This window comes from Sulfuriroseicoccus oceanibius, assembly GCF_010681825.2.
Taxonomy (GTDB): domain Bacteria; phylum Verrucomicrobiota; class Verrucomicrobiia; order Verrucomicrobiales; family SLCJ01; genus Sulfuriroseicoccus; species Sulfuriroseicoccus oceanibius.
In genome coordinates, this window is sequence record NZ_CP066776.1 from 2,969,345 (window position 1) to 2,985,086 (window position 15,742).

At 55.0% G+C, this 15,742-nt stretch carries 17 protein-coding genes; 14 read left to right on the forward strand and 3 right to left on the reverse strand.

Going from position 1 to position 15,742, the window contains the following annotated elements; translation table 11 throughout:
- Positions 1–613: 613 nt before the first annotated feature.
- Entirely contained in the window at positions 614–2,194 is a 1,581-nt protein-coding gene (locus G3M56_RS11875) for a DUF1254 domain-containing protein (protein ID WP_164363803.1), read from the reverse strand.
- Positions 2,195–2,316: 122 nt separating this feature from the next.
- On the reverse strand, positions 2,317–2,904 hold the full coding sequence (locus tag G3M56_RS11880) for a hypothetical protein (protein WP_164363805.1): 588 nt from the start codon (positions 2,902–2,904) through the stop codon (positions 2,317–2,319).
- Positions 2,905–3,797: 893 nt separating this feature from the next.
- Between G3M56_RS11880 and G3M56_RS11885 the strand changes: the two genes are divergently transcribed.
- Entirely contained in the window at positions 3,798–4,262 is a 465-nt protein-coding gene (locus G3M56_RS11885; RefSeq protein ID WP_164363807.1) for a thiol-disulfide oxidoreductase DCC family protein, read from the forward strand.
- Positions 4,263–4,930: 668 nt separating this feature from the next.
- Here the strand turns inward: G3M56_RS11885 and G3M56_RS11890 are convergent.
- Positions 4,931–6,184 (reverse strand): integron integrase, encoded by a 1,254-nt coding sequence (locus tag G3M56_RS11890; protein ID WP_164363809.1) that lies wholly within the window; start codon positions 6,182–6,184, stop codon positions 4,931–4,933.
- Between the two features lie 303 nt (positions 6,185–6,487).
- Here G3M56_RS11890 and G3M56_RS11895 point away from each other — a divergent pair, with 303 nt between their 5' ends.
- The 13 genes from G3M56_RS11895 (at position 6,488) to G3M56_RS11955 (ending at position 15,169) form a co-directional block, all read left to right on the forward strand.
- The gene (locus tag G3M56_RS11895) at positions 6,488–6,985 is read left to right on the forward strand and encodes a hypothetical protein (RefSeq protein WP_164363812.1); all 498 of its coding nucleotides are present in this window, start codon (positions 6,488–6,490) and stop codon (positions 6,983–6,985) included.
- A 119-nt stretch (positions 6,986–7,104) separates the two neighbouring features.
- A complete protein-coding gene (locus G3M56_RS11900; protein ID WP_164363814.1) occupies positions 7,105–7,707 on the forward strand; it encodes a hypothetical protein in 603 nt (200 codons plus the stop codon).
- A 53-nt stretch (positions 7,708–7,760) separates the two neighbouring features.
- Positions 7,761–8,516 (forward strand): hypothetical protein, encoded by a 756-nt coding sequence (locus G3M56_RS11905; protein WP_164363816.1) that lies wholly within the window; start codon positions 7,761–7,763, stop codon positions 8,514–8,516.
- A 7-nt stretch (positions 8,517–8,523) separates the two neighbouring features.
- Positions 8,524–9,000 (forward strand): Imm39 family immunity protein, encoded by a 477-nt coding sequence (locus tag G3M56_RS11910; protein ID WP_164363818.1) that lies wholly within the window; start codon positions 8,524–8,526, stop codon positions 8,998–9,000.
- A 1,125-nt stretch (positions 9,001–10,125) separates the two neighbouring features.
- Entirely contained in the window at positions 10,126–10,563 is a 438-nt protein-coding gene (locus G3M56_RS11915; RefSeq protein ID WP_235203424.1) for a hypothetical protein, read from the forward strand.
- 103 nt (positions 10,564–10,666) lie between these two features.
- Positions 10,667–11,161, forward strand: coding sequence for an Imm21 family immunity protein (locus tag G3M56_RS11920; protein ID WP_164365758.1), 495 nt, complete (start codon positions 10,667–10,669; stop codon positions 11,159–11,161).
- A 128-nt stretch (positions 11,162–11,289) separates the two neighbouring features.
- The gene (locus tag G3M56_RS11925) at positions 11,290–11,865 is read left to right on the forward strand and encodes a hypothetical protein (protein WP_164365759.1); all 576 of its coding nucleotides are present in this window, start codon (positions 11,290–11,292) and stop codon (positions 11,863–11,865) included.
- Positions 11,866–11,908: 43 nt separating this feature from the next.
- The gene (locus G3M56_RS11930; protein WP_164365760.1) at positions 11,909–12,586 is read left to right on the forward strand and encodes a hypothetical protein; all 678 of its coding nucleotides are present in this window, start codon (positions 11,909–11,911) and stop codon (positions 12,584–12,586) included.
- Positions 12,587–12,730: 144 nt separating this feature from the next.
- Entirely contained in the window at positions 12,731–13,099 is a 369-nt protein-coding gene (locus G3M56_RS11935; RefSeq protein ID WP_235203425.1) for a hypothetical protein, read from the forward strand.
- A 115-nt stretch (positions 13,100–13,214) separates the two neighbouring features.
- Positions 13,215–13,565: a hypothetical protein gene (locus G3M56_RS11940; RefSeq protein WP_164365769.1), complete on the forward strand. Its 351-nt coding sequence runs from the start codon at positions 13,215–13,217 to the stop codon at positions 13,563–13,565.
- A gap of 128 nt (positions 13,566–13,693) precedes the next feature.
- Positions 13,694–14,200 (forward strand): hypothetical protein, encoded by a 507-nt coding sequence (locus G3M56_RS11945; RefSeq protein ID WP_235203426.1) that lies wholly within the window; start codon positions 13,694–13,696, stop codon positions 14,198–14,200.
- A 96-nt stretch (positions 14,201–14,296) separates the two neighbouring features.
- Positions 14,297–14,704, forward strand: a complete 408-nt coding sequence (locus G3M56_RS11950) for a barstar family protein (protein WP_164365762.1) — start codon at positions 14,297–14,299, stop codon at positions 14,702–14,704.
- A gap of 141 nt (positions 14,705–14,845) precedes the next feature.
- The gene (locus G3M56_RS11955) at positions 14,846–15,169 is read left to right on the forward strand and encodes a hypothetical protein (protein ID WP_164365761.1); all 324 of its coding nucleotides are present in this window, start codon (positions 14,846–14,848) and stop codon (positions 15,167–15,169) included.
- The last annotated feature ends 573 nt before the right edge of the window (positions 15,170–15,742 follow it).

The window sequence follows — 15,742 nt, forward strand, 5'->3', positions numbered from 1 at the left end:
CGCTGGCTAACCGGTAAGTCATCACTTCGCGATGGAGGGTGAGCTAGGTTTGTCCGGAATGGAACTAACTGAAGCCCTCTGGCGTAAAAACCTCCCTGCAAGGGAGACGCAAACCAGCCCAGGGTGCAGGGAGCCTCAGGCGACCACACCCTGGGATATCCCGCGCAGAAGCAGGCAAGGCCAAGCCAGCGACACCGCCGACGCGCATCACCCACCCGCCGGCCGCTCCCGACACGGCGAGATGCATCAAGAGTCTGTCGGACATTGCCGTTAAAGCTCCTGAGAATCGCATATTCGCACGCACAAGATTTTCAAAACCCAATGAATTGAGACTGTGGCCATCAAGAGCGCATCTTATTGATATTGGGCGAAAAATTACCGCAAGTCCGACAGACTCTTCAGCCCCGGCAGCATCAATTTCTCGCTGAATGCGAGTCTCATAACAGCCTGGGGTCAGCGCACCTCAGGCGAGTGCCCCCCCAGGAAAATCCACCACAGCCCCTCGGCCGAGCGTGCGATACCGCCAACGCGCAGCCCCCGTCCCGACGGCCGCTCCCAACACGCCAAGGCGCGTTAAAGCCCCCTGAATCGGTGCCGGCAATCGCCCGCGACATCACTCCATCAACTCGATCTCACCTGGCTTCCAGCTCTGGTCGAACCACGACTCCAGTGGCCCGTAGATCCGCAAAATCGCAAACCACCCCTTGCCTCGCACGGTTTGGATCCAGTTGGCTTCCTTGCCCTCTGGGGCTCTGGGACCAAAGTACAGATCCACCGACCCGTCGGCATTGGTCTCATACTCGCTCTTCTTACTATTCAGACTTGGGAGCGGCTGATCCGTCTGGAGCTGCGACCTGGTCTGTGGGTCGTACACCACCACCGACCAGAAATCCTTCGCCGGCACGTCGGCCGGAATATTGAGCCGATAGGTCTCAGATCCATTGAGGAAGTCCCCCTCCTTGTCGCGGTCGATCCACGCATACTGAGATCCAACTCCCACCATCTTTGCAGCCATGGCCGGAGTGTTCACCGTCGCGAAGTAAAAGAACATCGTGCGCGCATCTTGGTAGCGTCCACCATGACCGCCATCCTTGAGCCAGCGATAATCGCCCCCAATAAATGCCGTCTTCCATTGACTGTCTTCGTAGATGAACGCTGCCGGATCACGCGCATCGAAGCTAATCGCACGCGCCATCCCATTACCAACCGCCGCCGCCTCCTTGAGTAGCTCCGCAGTTCGTGCGTCCGGTTTGAACGGCTTGCCTTTCTCAATCCCGATCGCTGCCGCCAGTCCCCGCAGCTCAGGGTCCACCAAACCGACCGGTTCCTTCTGGATCACGTGGTTCAGCTCCTCATAGAACATTTCATTGTTCGCGTGGATGGTATTGAGCACCTTTTTGGAAAGGTTGAGAAACTTCATCTGCGGCGGCCGCTTGGCATCCTTCAGTGGGTAAATCTTCAGTCCGTCCTTGAACATCTTCACCGACGCGTCCGGCTTTCCATCCACGAGGAACCCTCGCAGGATCAGCCAGTTGGTATACGACGGCGATTGCACCACATAATAACTCTCTGTCTTGCCCTCGACCGTCACCGGCACCACTTGCCCCGCTTGCGAAAACGCTATCGGCATCCCGATATAATCCGGCGGCAAAATCAAATACTTCCCCCCTTGCCCGCGGTCAGGTCCCGGAGCGCCCATGTCCACCACAAACCGAAAGAACGCATCGTTCACCGTTCCCGGCCCGCAGTTCGGAGGGATCTCCACCACCGTCGGCCCATCGCGCTCCAAATCCAGCATCGCCGAGGCATACACCGTGTCTGTGTTCCCCGTCAGAAACAGCGGATTCGAATCCATCAAATCCTCAGTGATCCCTACATGATGCGCTTCCGTCACCCCTGCTTGCAGGTGCCCCACTCGCAGCGCCTCAATCGAACAAGCCGGCATCCAGTTCAGAAAAACCTCCACCGCCCGCAGGTACACTAGGTGGTCGTAGAGCTTCTGCGACGTCTCCTCACTCGGACGACCATCATCAAAAACCAACTCCCCCAAATACGCCGTGTCCACTTTGTCAGGCGTTAGAATCTCCGGTGGAATGATTGTGTTATACCCCTTCGGAACCTCGGGATCGGCAGAGAGAGGGTGAATAGCAAGAGAGGACAGTGCGGCAATGACTGCAAGCTGGGAAGTTTTCATGACAAAGCGGAGTGAATCGGATCAGGGACGCAGAAGCGCTACGCCCACCGCTCAACCAGCGGACGCCACAGTCACTCCGCCTGCACCAGATTCCGCCACGAGGCCATCACCAGCACCTCCAATCATGGGATCGGCGGCGGCACATTCGCTCCACTCACCGGCTCCTCCTTGGGTGCGTTTAGTAACTTAACCAGCCCCCATATCGCCAGCCCTAGCCCAACCACGACAATCAACGCAGACACCCCGAACACACCGAATATCAGCTTGAAAACCTCCATGAAGCGCGACTTCCCAAACGAAAACACACGCGGCTCAAAGCGCCCATCCACAACAACCGTCAACTGCTCCGGCCCATCCAAATCCACATAGCCCACACTCCGACTCGACCTCCCGCCACTGGTCGATGAAAACGACCGATCCGCGAAAAATGCCACCCGCTCGCCTGCTCCATCAGTCACCACAACCTCCAATCCATCCGGCAAATCCTCGGGCCGATGATAATTCCGCCCGTCATAGAAGCTTTGGAAGTCATTCATCAAATAATAGCGACCAGACTCAGCCGCTTGATAGTCGATCGCGCCCGGCCCAAGGAACTGTTGTTGCTTCGTCTCCTGAGTGATCACCGGCAAAATCCACAACACCGGCACCACAAACACCCCGGCAAACAACAACACAATCCCCGCGATCAAAGTCTTCAGTCCCTTCTTCATACGCCCCATTGCTAGCGGATACCCTCCACCAAAGCAACACCTCCCCCGCGCTGGTGGGTCGACATTCCCGTCGACATCCACCCCAGAGCGCAGCGACCACTCTCTCCGACGCCGGCTACCTCCCCCCCCTCCCCCTCGTGAGGGAATGAAGGAATACTCACGCAGTGACTCCAAGACGCAAAGGATCCTAATTCGCCCCCGATTCAGCGCGCCTCGACCCTCACTGGTCTGATAGCCACGAAAAACACAAAGAGTCACAAAAGCCCTTCATCTCTCCACAACACGCGACGCCCCCTCGGACCGCCGGTTTCCCATCAGGCCGCCAAACCCAACGGAGCGCAGCGACCACTTCCCCACTGGAACGCCGAGCTCCAGATCGGCAAACCGCCCGATCCGGCGCAGCCGCACTGCAAACCTAACCACGCAAAGCAAATAGCCTCACGCAAAGCCCCCAAAGCCCCAAAGTTTCCGTTCTTCAAAGCCTCTGTGCCCTTCGTGTCCTCTGTGGTTCCAATCACATCACCCGTGATCGCCTTTACGAATCCGCCGATTCAAATCATCACCATCCTGTAAATCCTGTCTAAAAAGCACCAACCCGGAGCGCAGCGACCACTTTTACAACATAAAACCTAACCACCTAAAACGCCCTCCTGAAACCTCTGTGCCCTCCGTGTCCTCTGTGGTTCCAATCATATCCCCGCAATCGCCTCCAGCGATCCGCCGACTCAAATCATCCCCATCATGTAAATCCTGTCTAAAAAGCACCTACCCGGAGCGCAGCGACCACTCTCCCAACATAAAACGTAACCACATAAAACCTAAAACAGCCCTACCCGGACACCCTCCATCCCCCCACTTTGCATCCTGCGATATCGGCGTATACTGTCGCCGTTGTGTCACTCCTGCCACCCAAGCCACCTGTCTCGTCCGCCGCACGTCACGTCGTCTTTTTCGATGCCGAATGCCTGATGTGCGACGGCACCGTGCGCCTGCTCATGGACAGGGACGAAGGCAATGTCCTCCATTTCGCCACGCTCCAAGGCCCGCACGCCCGCAAGCTCATCGACGACGGCCATCTGCCCGACACACATGACCTTCTCGGCACACTGGTTTTCGCCGAAAACCTCGGCGATCCCACCCACCAAAAGGTGACCCTGCGCTCGACTGCCGTCCTCCGCATCTGTGACAAAATCGGCGGCTGGTGGCGCGTCGTGGGATGGCTTCGCATCATCCCCCGTCCAGTCCGCGACGCCGTCTACAAGTTCATCGCGGCCAACCGCTACAAGTGGTTCGGCAAACGCCCGAACGACGCCTGCTTCCTCCCCGATGCCGACCAGGCCGCCAAGTTCATGGACTAAGCGCCCGCAACGCATCCACTCCGGCGCATCCCTTCATTCCGGGACACTCACGCAGAGACCACGCTGTCGCTAAGACGCAGAGCCTCCAACGCGGAGAACCTTCGGGCCCTTCGAGCTTCCAAGCACATCAACGCTGATCGCTCTCACGGATCCGCAGATGACGCCGATTCCGCAGATTTTTTTGGCAGGAACGGCGTTCAGGAAAACCGGTCATCTGCTCAAAGGGCCATGTCGCCCTCATCCGGTTTAATAGCCACGAAAAGGCATCCTATCTCCGCAACACGCAGAGCCCCTCGGACCGCCGGTTTCCCATCCGGCCACCAAACCCAACGGAGCGCAGCGACCACATTGCCAACATAAAACTTTAATCACCTAACCACCTAAAACGCACATTCCTCACACAAAGCCCCCAAAGACCCAAAGTTTCCGTCCCTCAAAACCTCTGTGTCCTCTGTGTCCTCTGTGGTTCCAATCACATCCCCGCAGTCGCCTTCAACGATCCGCAGATGACGCCGATTAAAATCATCACCATCCTGTAAACCCTGTCCAAAAAACCTCCCCCCAGAGCGCAGCGACCACTTTTCCACTGGAACGCTGAGCATTGCTCGGCAAGCCATCCCATCCGTCGCAGCCGCACTAAAAACCTAACCACTTAAAACACACATTCCTCACCCGCTGCGGATCATCACGTGGTCCATCGGGCTCTTCACCCCGCAGCCATTCACGCCTTTGGCCACGTGCGTATAGATCTCCGTCGTCGTCACATCCGCGTGGCCCAGCAGTTCCTGGATCGTTCGCAGATCCGTGCCGCCTTCCAGCAAATGGGTGGCAAAACTATGACGCAGCGTGTGACTCGTCACCCGCTTCTGCACCCCGGATGCGGCCACCGCACGCCCCAGCGCCCGACTATAACTCTTCGCCAGCACATGATGCCTGCGCACCAGCCCCGTGGTCGGATCGCGCGACATCTCATCCGCTGGAAACATCCAAAACCACGCCCACTTCTCCCCCGCCTTCGGCCACTTCCGCTCCAACGCCGGAGGCAGCCACACACCCGGGGCCTCCGCCTCTCGATCCTTCTCATACAACGCCCTAAGCGACTCCTTGTACTCCAGCCAGCGGTCACCCATCCCCTGCGGCAACACCGTGACCCGGTCCTTGTCGCCCTTACCACCGTGCACCGTCAACTGCCCACGCTCCAGATCCACATCCTTCACCCGTAACTGCACCACCTCCTTGATCCGCAACCCAGCTCCATACTGCAACTCCGCCATCGCGCGCCACCGCCCCTCCATTTTGTCCAGGATCGCCACAATCTCCGCCACCGACAGCACCGTCGGCATCCGCCTGGGCGTTTGCTTCAGAGTCACCATCAAATCCACCTCCTCCCGACCACACACATCGCGGAAAAAAAACGCCAACGCATTCAGCGCCTGCTTCTGCGTCGCAAACGCCACCTGCCTCTCATCCACCAGATAGGCCAGCCAATCCCGCGCCACCGCCGAATCCATCACCCGCTCCTCGGTCTTGGCCCACACCGCAAACCGCCCGCACCACCCCGCATAGGTCTCCCTTGTCCTCAGCGCCAACCCGCGCCGACACCCCACACGGTGCACCGCTTGCCGCACCCGTTCATCCAGCGTCGTTGGGGTCACCCCACGCTCCCGACACCGCTCCAGCCAATCCAAATACCACCGCATCGCCTCCGCCCATTGGTCCAGCTGCCAACGCTCACGCGGCGCACTCAGCACCTGCGCCCGCCAAAACTCCCGCGCCGATTCCGCCCCCGGTGCCAGCCGATACCGCTGCCGCCACTGGTCATACCACCCCACCACCACTTCATACCGCGCCTGATCCTGGGCCGACACATCACGCGCCGCCAACAAATCATCCCGCCATGAGACATTTGAACACCTGTTCATAGGAACACACTAAACCTCCCAACCACACCCAGCCCAGCAAAAAATCGCTCCTTAACATCCGCTGACATTCCAATGAATCGAAGCGAATGTTCAACTCCAACACCTCTCCCAACCATCAACCAATCCAAACTTCTCCCCGCCACCAAAAAAACCACCCCAAACCGCCCCCAATCCTTGACTCCATAGGCCCTGCCGCCCACACTCCCTCCCTCAAACCACCCGCCCCAAGCTCACCCGATATTGAGCCCGTGGGCGTAAACTAATACTGTTCTCCAAAAATAAATGCGACCACTCCTTATCACCATGGGTATTCTATCCTTTTTCAGTTCAAGCAAGGGGCAGGAAAAGCCTCATAAACAACAGCCAATCGCCATTGTTGTGGATCTCAAAGAACATAAGATTGGCTCAACCTTGCTAGGTTCTTCAATTGCTGCCACCGACTCTTTTCAGACAGTTGGACAAGGTTGGGAGGTTGGCACCAAAAATGGATTACTAGACTACGGGCTCTTTGAGATTGGTTGCTTCCAGGGCTCTTACACTCGCGCTGGAGAGCCCATCGAGATTGGAAAGGACACAACTCAGAATGACATTTTGAAGATGTTCGGAGAGCCATACTGGACTGACCGTTCCGATGGCGAGGTCATTATGTTCTATGAGTATAAGGCTGGGACAGTTGAGCTTCAGTTCGAGTTTCCGGATGGCAAGTCTCTCGGCATTATCACGCTCCTAAAGGATGGTGTTCTATCTGAAGCCACCCAGCGCAAAGCATATGGAGTGACCAAGCCTTGGCCGCCAAAGTAATCGTCTGGGAGAACAAGCCGGCGCAGCCAACCGCGATAACGCTGGATGTTGTTCGCAGGATCTGTAGGCTTTCACAGTTGCCTGGCGCGGTTGTCTGGCCTTTTACGTTCGCCCCAAAAATGAACCTTCTTGCAGACATCGAAATTGGGCGGATCGTGAGCGTATCGTTGATCGCGATGGTAGTCCCGATTGTACTCGGCTTCCTTTATCGATCAGCTCAACGAGATTCACATCAGGCGGCCACAGAGAAGCGAGTCGATTATCCGAAGACGCTCAAGATACTCGTTTGGGCAGGATGGGGCTTCACGATTGCGATTGCCATCATTGCAGCCTTCACGGCTAGAGGACACGATTTTTGGCCCGCCTTCTTGTGTGTTCTACTTTTCGTTGGACTCACCCTATCTCTCCATCTGGAAGCCTATTTCGTGACGATCACCTGGGATGACGGAACCATCTATACCCGCTCTCCGTGGCGGTGCTCCAGGATGATTCCGCTATCCAGCGTCAGGCACTGTGATTTTTCGCAGACGCTGCAGTGGTATCGCATCCGCACCCAGGGCTACGGCATCGTCAGGTTGCACATATTTGCTCGGGGCATCCCGCAGCTTCTTGCCGCACTACCGGTTCCGAATCCCGGGTATCCGCCGAAGCAACAAAATCAAGGCGAACAAGTCGGCGCAGCCAACCGCGATAACGCTGGATGTTGTCCGCAAGATCTGTAGGCTTTCATCGTTGCCAGGCGCGGTTGTCTGGCCTTTTACGTTCGGCATTAACAATGAGAGCACTTATCACCGCGGCACTGATCTCGCTGGCTGGCTTCGCTAAAAGCCAAGAGATTGAGCAGAAACTTGAGACGCTCAATCGCGAGGTTGAATCCCTCCAACGAGAAATCCGTGAAATTGAAGATCCCGACCAAAAGGCATCAGCTTGGGAGGCGCTTAGGGAATACACGGCTGCGTGGTATCCATTCTCCTTTCTCTATGCTCCGAATGGTTCGGACGATCTCCAGGAGGACTCTACTGAGGAGGTGCTTCTTGAGGCCGTCTATGGCGCCTTTACAGCCGAACAGGCTCATTATGGTCGCTCAATAATCCACACGGAAGGAGATGATGAGAGGGCGCGGGAGCTCATGATTCTTCGAGCGGAGACTCTTTGTCGAATCTATCCACTAGGACGACGTATCGGGTTTGAGGAAGATGTCTATTTTGCTCAGATCATCTTGCGTATCTATGAACATTCTCCTCATGCCGTAGCCGCAGCACTCAAGGATAACCTTAGTAGGTGGCACGGTGACGAGCGAGCTATTGCGCTTTTAGTCCTTGGACATCAAGGAGACATCACCGCCCAAAATGAGCTTGAGGAGTTGGACAGCGAACGAGTTAAGAAGCTATCTGTGGTGGCGAGAGCTTATTTTAATCCCGAAACAGGCAAAGCCGAACAAGGCGTCGCACCACAATCCGCTACCCGCGCCGAGTCGGAGTCAGAGAGTAGCTACAAACCTCAACCAGATTCGGAGTCGCGCTCCCGGTAGCGGATGTGTGGACTTCGACGTTCTGCTGAAAATGATGCCTCACCGGAAAGCTCTTCTTCTTGGAGCATGCGGAACTGTCCAAGGACGATTCGGCCGATGGTTCAACCCGATCTTGGCGGAGATCTCCAACGAATATGACCAAGTCCTCAAATCACAACGATGGCTTGATCAGCGAGAGGATTTCGACACCGTTCATCACGTGATACGGTTCGGCGAGAGCGATCGCGAGGAGATCGAGATCGGAAGGGTCTCCTCAAAGCACGCGGAATTACCGACAGCCTCATTTCGTTCGATGGCTGGCCTTCACCGAGTCTACCTCGATCAGGAGGCTCTTCGGCACTACTTGGATGCAGAGGTGATCAGAGCACTGAACTTGATTGGAAGTCGCCTTGGTTTGCCCAAGCTCGCCCCCGAAAAAAAATCGGCAGAACAAGTCGGCGCAGCCAACCGCGATAACGCTGGATGTTGTTCGCAAGATCTGTAGGCTTCCATCATTGCCAGGCGCGGTTGTCTGGCCTTTTACGTTCGCTCAAGAGAATATGCGGCTAAACCTCATCATAGCCCCGGCGCTACTTCTGCTTTCATGCAAGAGCCCCTCAATTGGAGAGACGCACACAACCCTGCCAGACACGTGCAGGATAACCGTAGTATTCCAAGCGCCAGGTGACACCAACGAGACAGTTCGGACACTCTGGCAGAAGAGCTATCCGAAAGAGTATTCTGAGTTGCTCAGACGGGCTAATGCATCTCGCAGCGGAGAGGATCCTTTCGCAGCTTCAATCGACATCCCGGACGAAGAGCTAACGCCGGAGACTGCCGGTCTTCTCGGATGGGAACGAGGAATCGTTCCCCGCGTGTTCGATGAGCTAGGCTATCCTCTAAAGGATGGGGCGGAGGCAGACTACGAGGCTGCTTCGGGGCTCTTCACGGTTACGCATTCCCATTCTGCGATTAGAACGTTTCAGGCACGCTTCCCCGAATTCACAAAACTACAAAGCGAACAAGTCGGCGCAGCCAACCGCGATAACGCTGGATGTTGTTCGCAAGATCTGTAGGCTTTCACAGTTGCCAGGCGCGGTTGTCTGGCCTTTTACGTTCTGCAAGAAAATGAGTCGCAGCATTCACAAAACCATCAGACAGATCTCAAGAGACAACTCAAAGAACGATTTATCTGACTCGACTAATCCTGACCTCGTTGAGTACGCCAAAAAGCGCAAATACAAGTCCGAGGAGCGAGCGAAACGACATAGCCAAAAGGCGGCTAAGAGGATTGACCCGACATAAGGCAGTCTTGAGGAATTGCGTAATAGTCCCCCCAATTGCTCGCACGCCGGTTGGGGCATGGATTAAGAGCCATTATCCTCAGGGCGACGTTCACTCGAATAGAGCTATTGCTTGTTGATCGAATTATCGCGGTTCCCCCCGTCTCTATCATCTCGCTTTTTGCGGGACAGGTGGTCGCGGGAGTTCTTCACCAAGACCCGCCCAAGAATCGAAGAGCAGAACAAGTCGGCGCAGCCAACCGCGATAACGCTGGATGTTGTTCGCAAGATCTGTAGGCTTCCATCATTGCTAGGCGCGGTTGTCTGGCCTTTTACGTTGTGCAAAAATGAAACGATTGCCCCGACACTTATCAATTGCGCTCGTAGCTGCGATCGTTGGGTTTATCGCTGCCCCTCGAATATTGGGAGTATCCGCGGAATCTGTCCTTCGGGGGATTGAGTGGCATGCTGCCATTGTTTCTGCAGGACTTTGGTTCACTTTTAGCCTTCTCCTGCGCAAGCCGAAGATACAGCAATGGCTGATAATTGGATTCGTTTCACCATTTATCGGAGTGCCTCTCTTCTATCAAATGGCGGCTTGGAAGTCCGGATATGGGTCACAGCTTCCTGAACTTGGTTCCGCACTATATGTTGGTTTGATAGCGGCAACGCTACTATCGTGGCTACTGATTCCGGTCGGACTTCTTACAGGCGGACTTGCCGCAATCGTAAGTCGCCCTTTCGCAAAAATCGAAGCACAACAAGTCGGAGCACAGAACCCCTGACCCGCCTCCAGTTCTAGCCGTAATGACCACTACAACCTCAACCCGCAGTCGAAGCCGCGCCCCTGGTCAGGGGTCCTGTGTCCTTTGACGTTCGCTTTAAAAGATGGAAACCGCTACGAGCTTTGGAGGCCCATTCATTCTCCTCCCCAAGAGACTTGCCGACGATTGGTCGAAAGCCATCGGTGACAACCCCGAGCCAGACAGTGGATTGTATGGTGAGGTTTGCGGGAGCGAGGACTTCATGCATCTGATCACCTTCCAAGGGATTACCGTTGTAAGGATCGCTGAAGAGCCGAGTGATCTGTTTTGGATTCCTGACGAGCGAGGAGGCCTCGTCCTCCAGTGGATCGGGGCTGATTCCCTCGATGATTTGATTGTATTCGGCCAGGAGGTTGCTTCGACCAGTGAATGGCAGGAGACACTTGAATTCACCATTACAGATCCGGAACTTCGGATTATGGATTCGTGTGGGTTCGAAGGAGATGACCAGCCTAAGATCGACTTATCCATAGATCCGGGAGAGTATCAGATCAGTGCCACATACGCCGAAGATGAGGACACGATGGCGACCGTCTTTCGGCTTACCAAAAAGGACTAAGCGAACAAGGCGTCGCTCTCAACACCTGCCCCGCCGCGAGTTCAATCGCCATGACAATTCAACATTTCACCCACAGTCGAAGCCTCGCCCCCGGGCAGGTGTGAGAGGACTTCGACGTTATCCAAAGAATGTTTCCTTCGAGAGACGCCATTATTGAACACTCAGGCGGGGGCGTGGCGATCTCCACTTTTGCCAAGCGTCCCTGTATAGAGATCATCGCGTTTGTGTCGTGGGTGATTCCTTGGTTCGGATTCGGATTATTTGGGTTACTCGGCATATTTGGCCAGATCTCACCTGAGACGATGAGTGTCAGCGTCAGGGTGTTTCTGTCGATCTGGCTTCTACTTTGGTTCATCGGAGGAGCGTTTTTCGTCAGAACAGGCTTTCTCCGCGCTTTCTCTCGCCTCCAAGTTCTTGCGGACTCGACCGGTATATCACTCCATCGGAAGTTTCCATTGGGATCGACATCTCAGTGCTACCCTTGGGACAGAATCGAATACGTCTCGGAATACCTACACGACGGTCGTTCATATGGTGGCGTGGTGATGCGTACGGATAAGCGACTGATTACAATTGATGAGAGGTTGCCGAACCGGGTTGCAGCTTTGATGGCTGATGCATTAGGTGCCGCCTTTCCCAGCAAGACAAGAAAGGATAACAAGTCGGAGATGGCGACGCCGAGGAAGCCGTCTGATCAATTTTGAGCCTTTCCCCGGCGACGCCATTCCTCTAACGTTGTCCCAAAAAATGAACGAAGAGCCGGCACAGGAAAATACGAAGCGTTTGCACTTCGGTCTTTTGTTGCTGATCTCATTCGCGCTCTTCAATCTCGGTTACATCGTCGACCAGACAGTGCGGTGGAGCGATCACGCTCATGGATTCCTGAATGGTGTCTTTCACATTCTCGTTTTCGGGATTGCTTGGTGCTTCTATCTTGTTCCGTGGAGTCTCGTGGTGTTTGCGCTGTATCGATGGCGCAAGTGGCAACGGTTCAGGACCCAGTGGGTATTGGCACCAGCGGTTTTGGTGCTTCTCGCCACAATTGGAGGCCTTCTTGTTCAGCCGCCGACACCATCAAAACGCTTCAAGAATTTCGCCAAGACTGAACTGCCCTCAAACGTTCAGAATCTTCGCTATCACTTTTCAGGTGGCGGAATTGCAGACTACGGCGACACCTACTACTTTGAAACAACCCCAGAGGAGGTTGACCGCATTGTCCGCGAGATGCGTCTGGAAGAAGACGAGTTCTACGGTAGGGAGGGCTTGACTCACACCACTATTTCACCCCTTGCTGATTGTCCCGATTTTTCGACCTGGGACGGAGCTAAGCAATACAAAGGCTGGGACGACAGGCAGCATTGGTTTTACTACCTGATTACCGACCTATCGCGGACAAAGGTTTACATGATGATCGGATGCATCTAAACCGAACAAGGGACAACAAGGCGTCGCTCTCAACACCTGCCCCGCCGCGAGTTCAACCCGCCATGACAATTCAACCTTTAACCCACAGTCGAAGCCTCGCCCTCGGGCAGGTGTGAGAGGACTTCGACGTTCTGCAGAAAAATCATGACCGGTCCATACCACTTCGAACTCAACGCGAATGGTCGATGCGGCACGATTAAATGCACGAAGGGCAATCTGGTTCTGGAACTGGATTGGGAGATGTCTGGAGTTCCAGGCAAGGACATCCTCCTCACGCCAATGGATCTCACTCACTGGGTATCGGGAGAGGCCGTCGCGAAGGCGGAGCAAAGAATCCTTTTGGAACACCTTCGGACTTGGCTTGCTGCGAAGAAGACTCGCGCGGACATTGATCGCCCTACGATGGAGATTGAGCACTCAGCGAAGTGCGCCTGGAGTGATTGCGAGGAGCCGTCGCTGAAGGGCTTCGCGTATTGCGGCACCCACTACGACGACACGCTCCTAAGGAAATGAAGATGCAGAACAAGTCGGCGCAGCCAACCGCGATAACGCTGGATCTTGTTCGCAAGATCATTAGACTTTCACAGTTGCCGGGCGCGGTTGTCTGGCCTTTTACGTTCGGCAAAAAATGAAACTTACCCTTCCCCTTCTACTGGCAATTTGCTGCGTAGCATTGGGATGGATCGGAGGTTGCCTCTTCAACCCCTACGAGACTACTCGAGAACGGCTGATCGAATCGTGGAGACTAATTGAGCCTGGAATGCCGGTCGAAAAAGTTGACTCGATTCTAGGTCTCCCAATGTATGATTTCAGCGCCGGTAGTGGTCGCCCTGGTTGGGTTGCGGAGGTGCTGCCCGAGGAGATCATGAAGGGCCACAGCATTCGCGCTTACTACATTGATGGATTTGGCCCACAATTTCTATTGGTGGCGTTTGATGCTAGCGACCAGGTTGCCTTTGTGGGCAGCACCGACACCTAAAAACTTTCAAGCCGAACAAGTCGGCGCAGCCAACCGCGATAACGCTGGATGTTGTCCGCAAGATCTGTAGGCTTTCATCGTTGCCAGGCGCGGTTGTCTGGCCTCTAACGTTATCTCAAAATATCCCTATGACGATCGACTGGAATGCGTTCGAATCCGCCGTTGTTGAAGTTTGCTCAAAGAGTCTCGCCTATCTCGATGCCAATGCCACCGAGGACAGCATATATGGATTTGGTATCGAGGGCGGTATAGAACAAGGACGCGTTTTTGTCAGCGCTAACACTGTTTCCTCTCGAAGCTCGGACACCGAGTGGTGGCTGCCCGATTGGAAGCTAACCTATATTGATGAGCGTTTGGGGGACGACTCTTGTGACGAGCTTTTTGCGCCATTCGCAGAGCCATTCGATGAGATCGTTTCGGGCGACTCGGAGGAGATGGACTTCGAGGTGTTGTGCAGACACTTTCGCCTCAGTTGCTTGAAAGCTCTACGGGCTATCTCAAGCGCGATCAAGGACTACGATTTTCCAAGGTCGCCTGACTTCACGCTTGTCTACATGGACGAGGCTGAGGCGTTCTATCGAGGTGATGACCAGATTGAAGCGGCGATACGCGAGTTGGAATCAACCGAGAGATAACAAGCCGGCGCAGCCAACCGCGATAACGCTGGATGTTATCCGCAAGATCTGTACGCTTTCATCGTTGTCAGGCGCGGTTGTCTGGCCTTTAACGTTATGCAGAAAAGAGAATACGAAATCGACGGCAATCGGTTCTCTGATCTGCAGGGGTTCTTCGATCAAATCAGCGAGAACCTAATCCTAGGAGCCGAGTGGGGTCGGAACCTCGATGCATTCAATGATATCCTTCGCGGCGGATTCGGAACACCCGACGAGGGCTTTGTTCTCATTTGGAGGAACTCCGAGGAATCGAAGAGGAGACTGGGATACACTGAGACAGTGAAGCAGCTTGAGAGACGGCTTGAGCGATGCCATCCCACCAACCGCGAGGACGTGACGAATGATCTACAAAAAGCGCAACGCAACAAGGGAAGCACCGTTTTCGACTGGCTCGTGGAGATCATCGAAGTTCATTGCAAGGGCGGTGAGGAGGAAGAAGATGCTGTCGAACTTCGCCTCGCATGAAACGAATTTGCATAACAAGTCGCGGCACCCAATCCCTGACCGCGCTCTGTTTTCGGATCGATTTTATGATTACAATCGTTAACCTGTCATCCACGTGCGCCTCCCGGTCAGGGATTGGTGCGCTATGACGTTCGGCAAGAAATGGACACGGCACTATACTGGTCGAGATGGATAGTCGCTCTTCCTCTCGGTGCGATCTTCCTGCTCTGCGCGATCGGTAATTGGCAGCTCCTGATTGGAGGAATGATTCGAGCGATCAAAACCGGCAAATCGCTCTCCGGATCGATGATTCTTCCCTTCATCGGGCCTGTTCTTGGAATCGGATTCTTCCTCCTTATTCCCGTCGCTCCAATGAACTCATTATTCTGGCTTGCTCCCATTATCGAACCCACATGGATGGTCGGTTTGTATTGCCTTCTTACTGGTCCGTTTGCCAAGAGAATGAAGGCCGATAGGAACAACTAAATCAACAAGCCGAACAAGGCGGCGCTCCTAACACCTGCTCCGCCGCGAGTTCTATCCGCCATGATCATTCAACCATCAATCCACAGTCGAAGCCCCGCCCTCGGGCAGGTGTAGGAGGCCTTTGACGTTCTGCCCATGAATAAGGTTGCTGCAAGCTTGCTTGGATTTTGTGGGGCAATCATTCCGCTCCTCTGCCTCGGCTTCCTGCGGGAAGGTCTTGAGGACGGTCTTGAGGGCAGTTCAATCCCGATGCTATCGCGAATAGTCCTAGGTCTAGCGCCCATTGGCCCCATGCTTCTTGTGGTTCCCGCCCTTGTGGCAGTGGGTGTCTGGACTCGAACGAAGAGCATTAGCGCAAGCGATGCGGTTTGGGCGATTCTCGGAGCGGTTCTAATGTTTGCCTGTGTGGTCGGCGCTGTAGTGCCGGTCTACGACAAGGTTATATTCCTCGACGGTGGATCGATGGCATCTCCGTCGGTTGGGCGATGGATCGGCAATCTGCTTTTGGGGGCTGGTTCAGCCCTGTTCGCTGTGGTCGGAGTCCGCAATAATCACCGGAGCAGAACAAGCCGC

Excerpts from the sequence above, each read along its gene's own strand:
- G3M56_RS11875 (WP_164363803.1), bottom strand. The coding sequence starts at position 2,194 with ATGAAAACTTCCCAGCTTGCAGTCATTGCCGCACTGTCCTCTCTTGCT.
- G3M56_RS11880 (WP_164363805.1), bottom strand. The coding sequence starts at position 2,904 with ATGAAGAAGGGACTGAAGACTTTGATCGCGGGGATTGTGTTGTTGTTT.
- G3M56_RS11890 (WP_164363809.1), bottom strand. The coding sequence starts at position 6,184 with ATGAACAGGTGTTCAAATGTCTCATGGCGGGATGATTTGTTGGCGGCG.
- G3M56_RS11895 (WP_164363812.1), top strand. The coding sequence starts at position 6,488 with ATGGGTATTCTATCCTTTTTCAGTTCAAGCAAGGGGCAGGAAAAGCCT.
- G3M56_RS11900 (WP_164363814.1), top strand. The coding sequence starts at position 7,105 with ATGAACCTTCTTGCAGACATCGAAATTGGGCGGATCGTGAGCGTATCG.
- G3M56_RS11905 (WP_164363816.1), top strand. The coding sequence starts at position 7,761 with ATGAGAGCACTTATCACCGCGGCACTGATCTCGCTGGCTGGCTTCGCT.
- G3M56_RS11915 (WP_235203424.1), top strand. The coding sequence starts at position 10,126 with ATGAAACGATTGCCCCGACACTTATCAATTGCGCTCGTAGCTGCGATC.
- G3M56_RS11920 (WP_164365758.1), top strand. The coding sequence starts at position 10,667 with ATGGAAACCGCTACGAGCTTTGGAGGCCCATTCATTCTCCTCCCCAAG.
- G3M56_RS11925 (WP_164365759.1), top strand. The coding sequence starts at position 11,290 with ATGTTTCCTTCGAGAGACGCCATTATTGAACACTCAGGCGGGGGCGTG.
- G3M56_RS11930 (WP_164365760.1), top strand. The coding sequence starts at position 11,909 with ATGAACGAAGAGCCGGCACAGGAAAATACGAAGCGTTTGCACTTCGGT.
- G3M56_RS11935 (WP_235203425.1), top strand. The coding sequence starts at position 12,731 with ATGACCGGTCCATACCACTTCGAACTCAACGCGAATGGTCGATGCGGC.
- G3M56_RS11940 (WP_164365769.1), top strand. The coding sequence starts at position 13,215 with ATGAAACTTACCCTTCCCCTTCTACTGGCAATTTGCTGCGTAGCATTG.
- G3M56_RS11945 (WP_235203426.1), top strand. The coding sequence starts at position 13,694 with ATGACGATCGACTGGAATGCGTTCGAATCCGCCGTTGTTGAAGTTTGC.
- G3M56_RS11950 (WP_164365762.1), top strand. The coding sequence starts at position 14,297 with ATGCAGAAAAGAGAATACGAAATCGACGGCAATCGGTTCTCTGATCTG.
- G3M56_RS11955 (WP_164365761.1), top strand. The coding sequence starts at position 14,846 with ATGGACACGGCACTATACTGGTCGAGATGGATAGTCGCTCTTCCTCTC.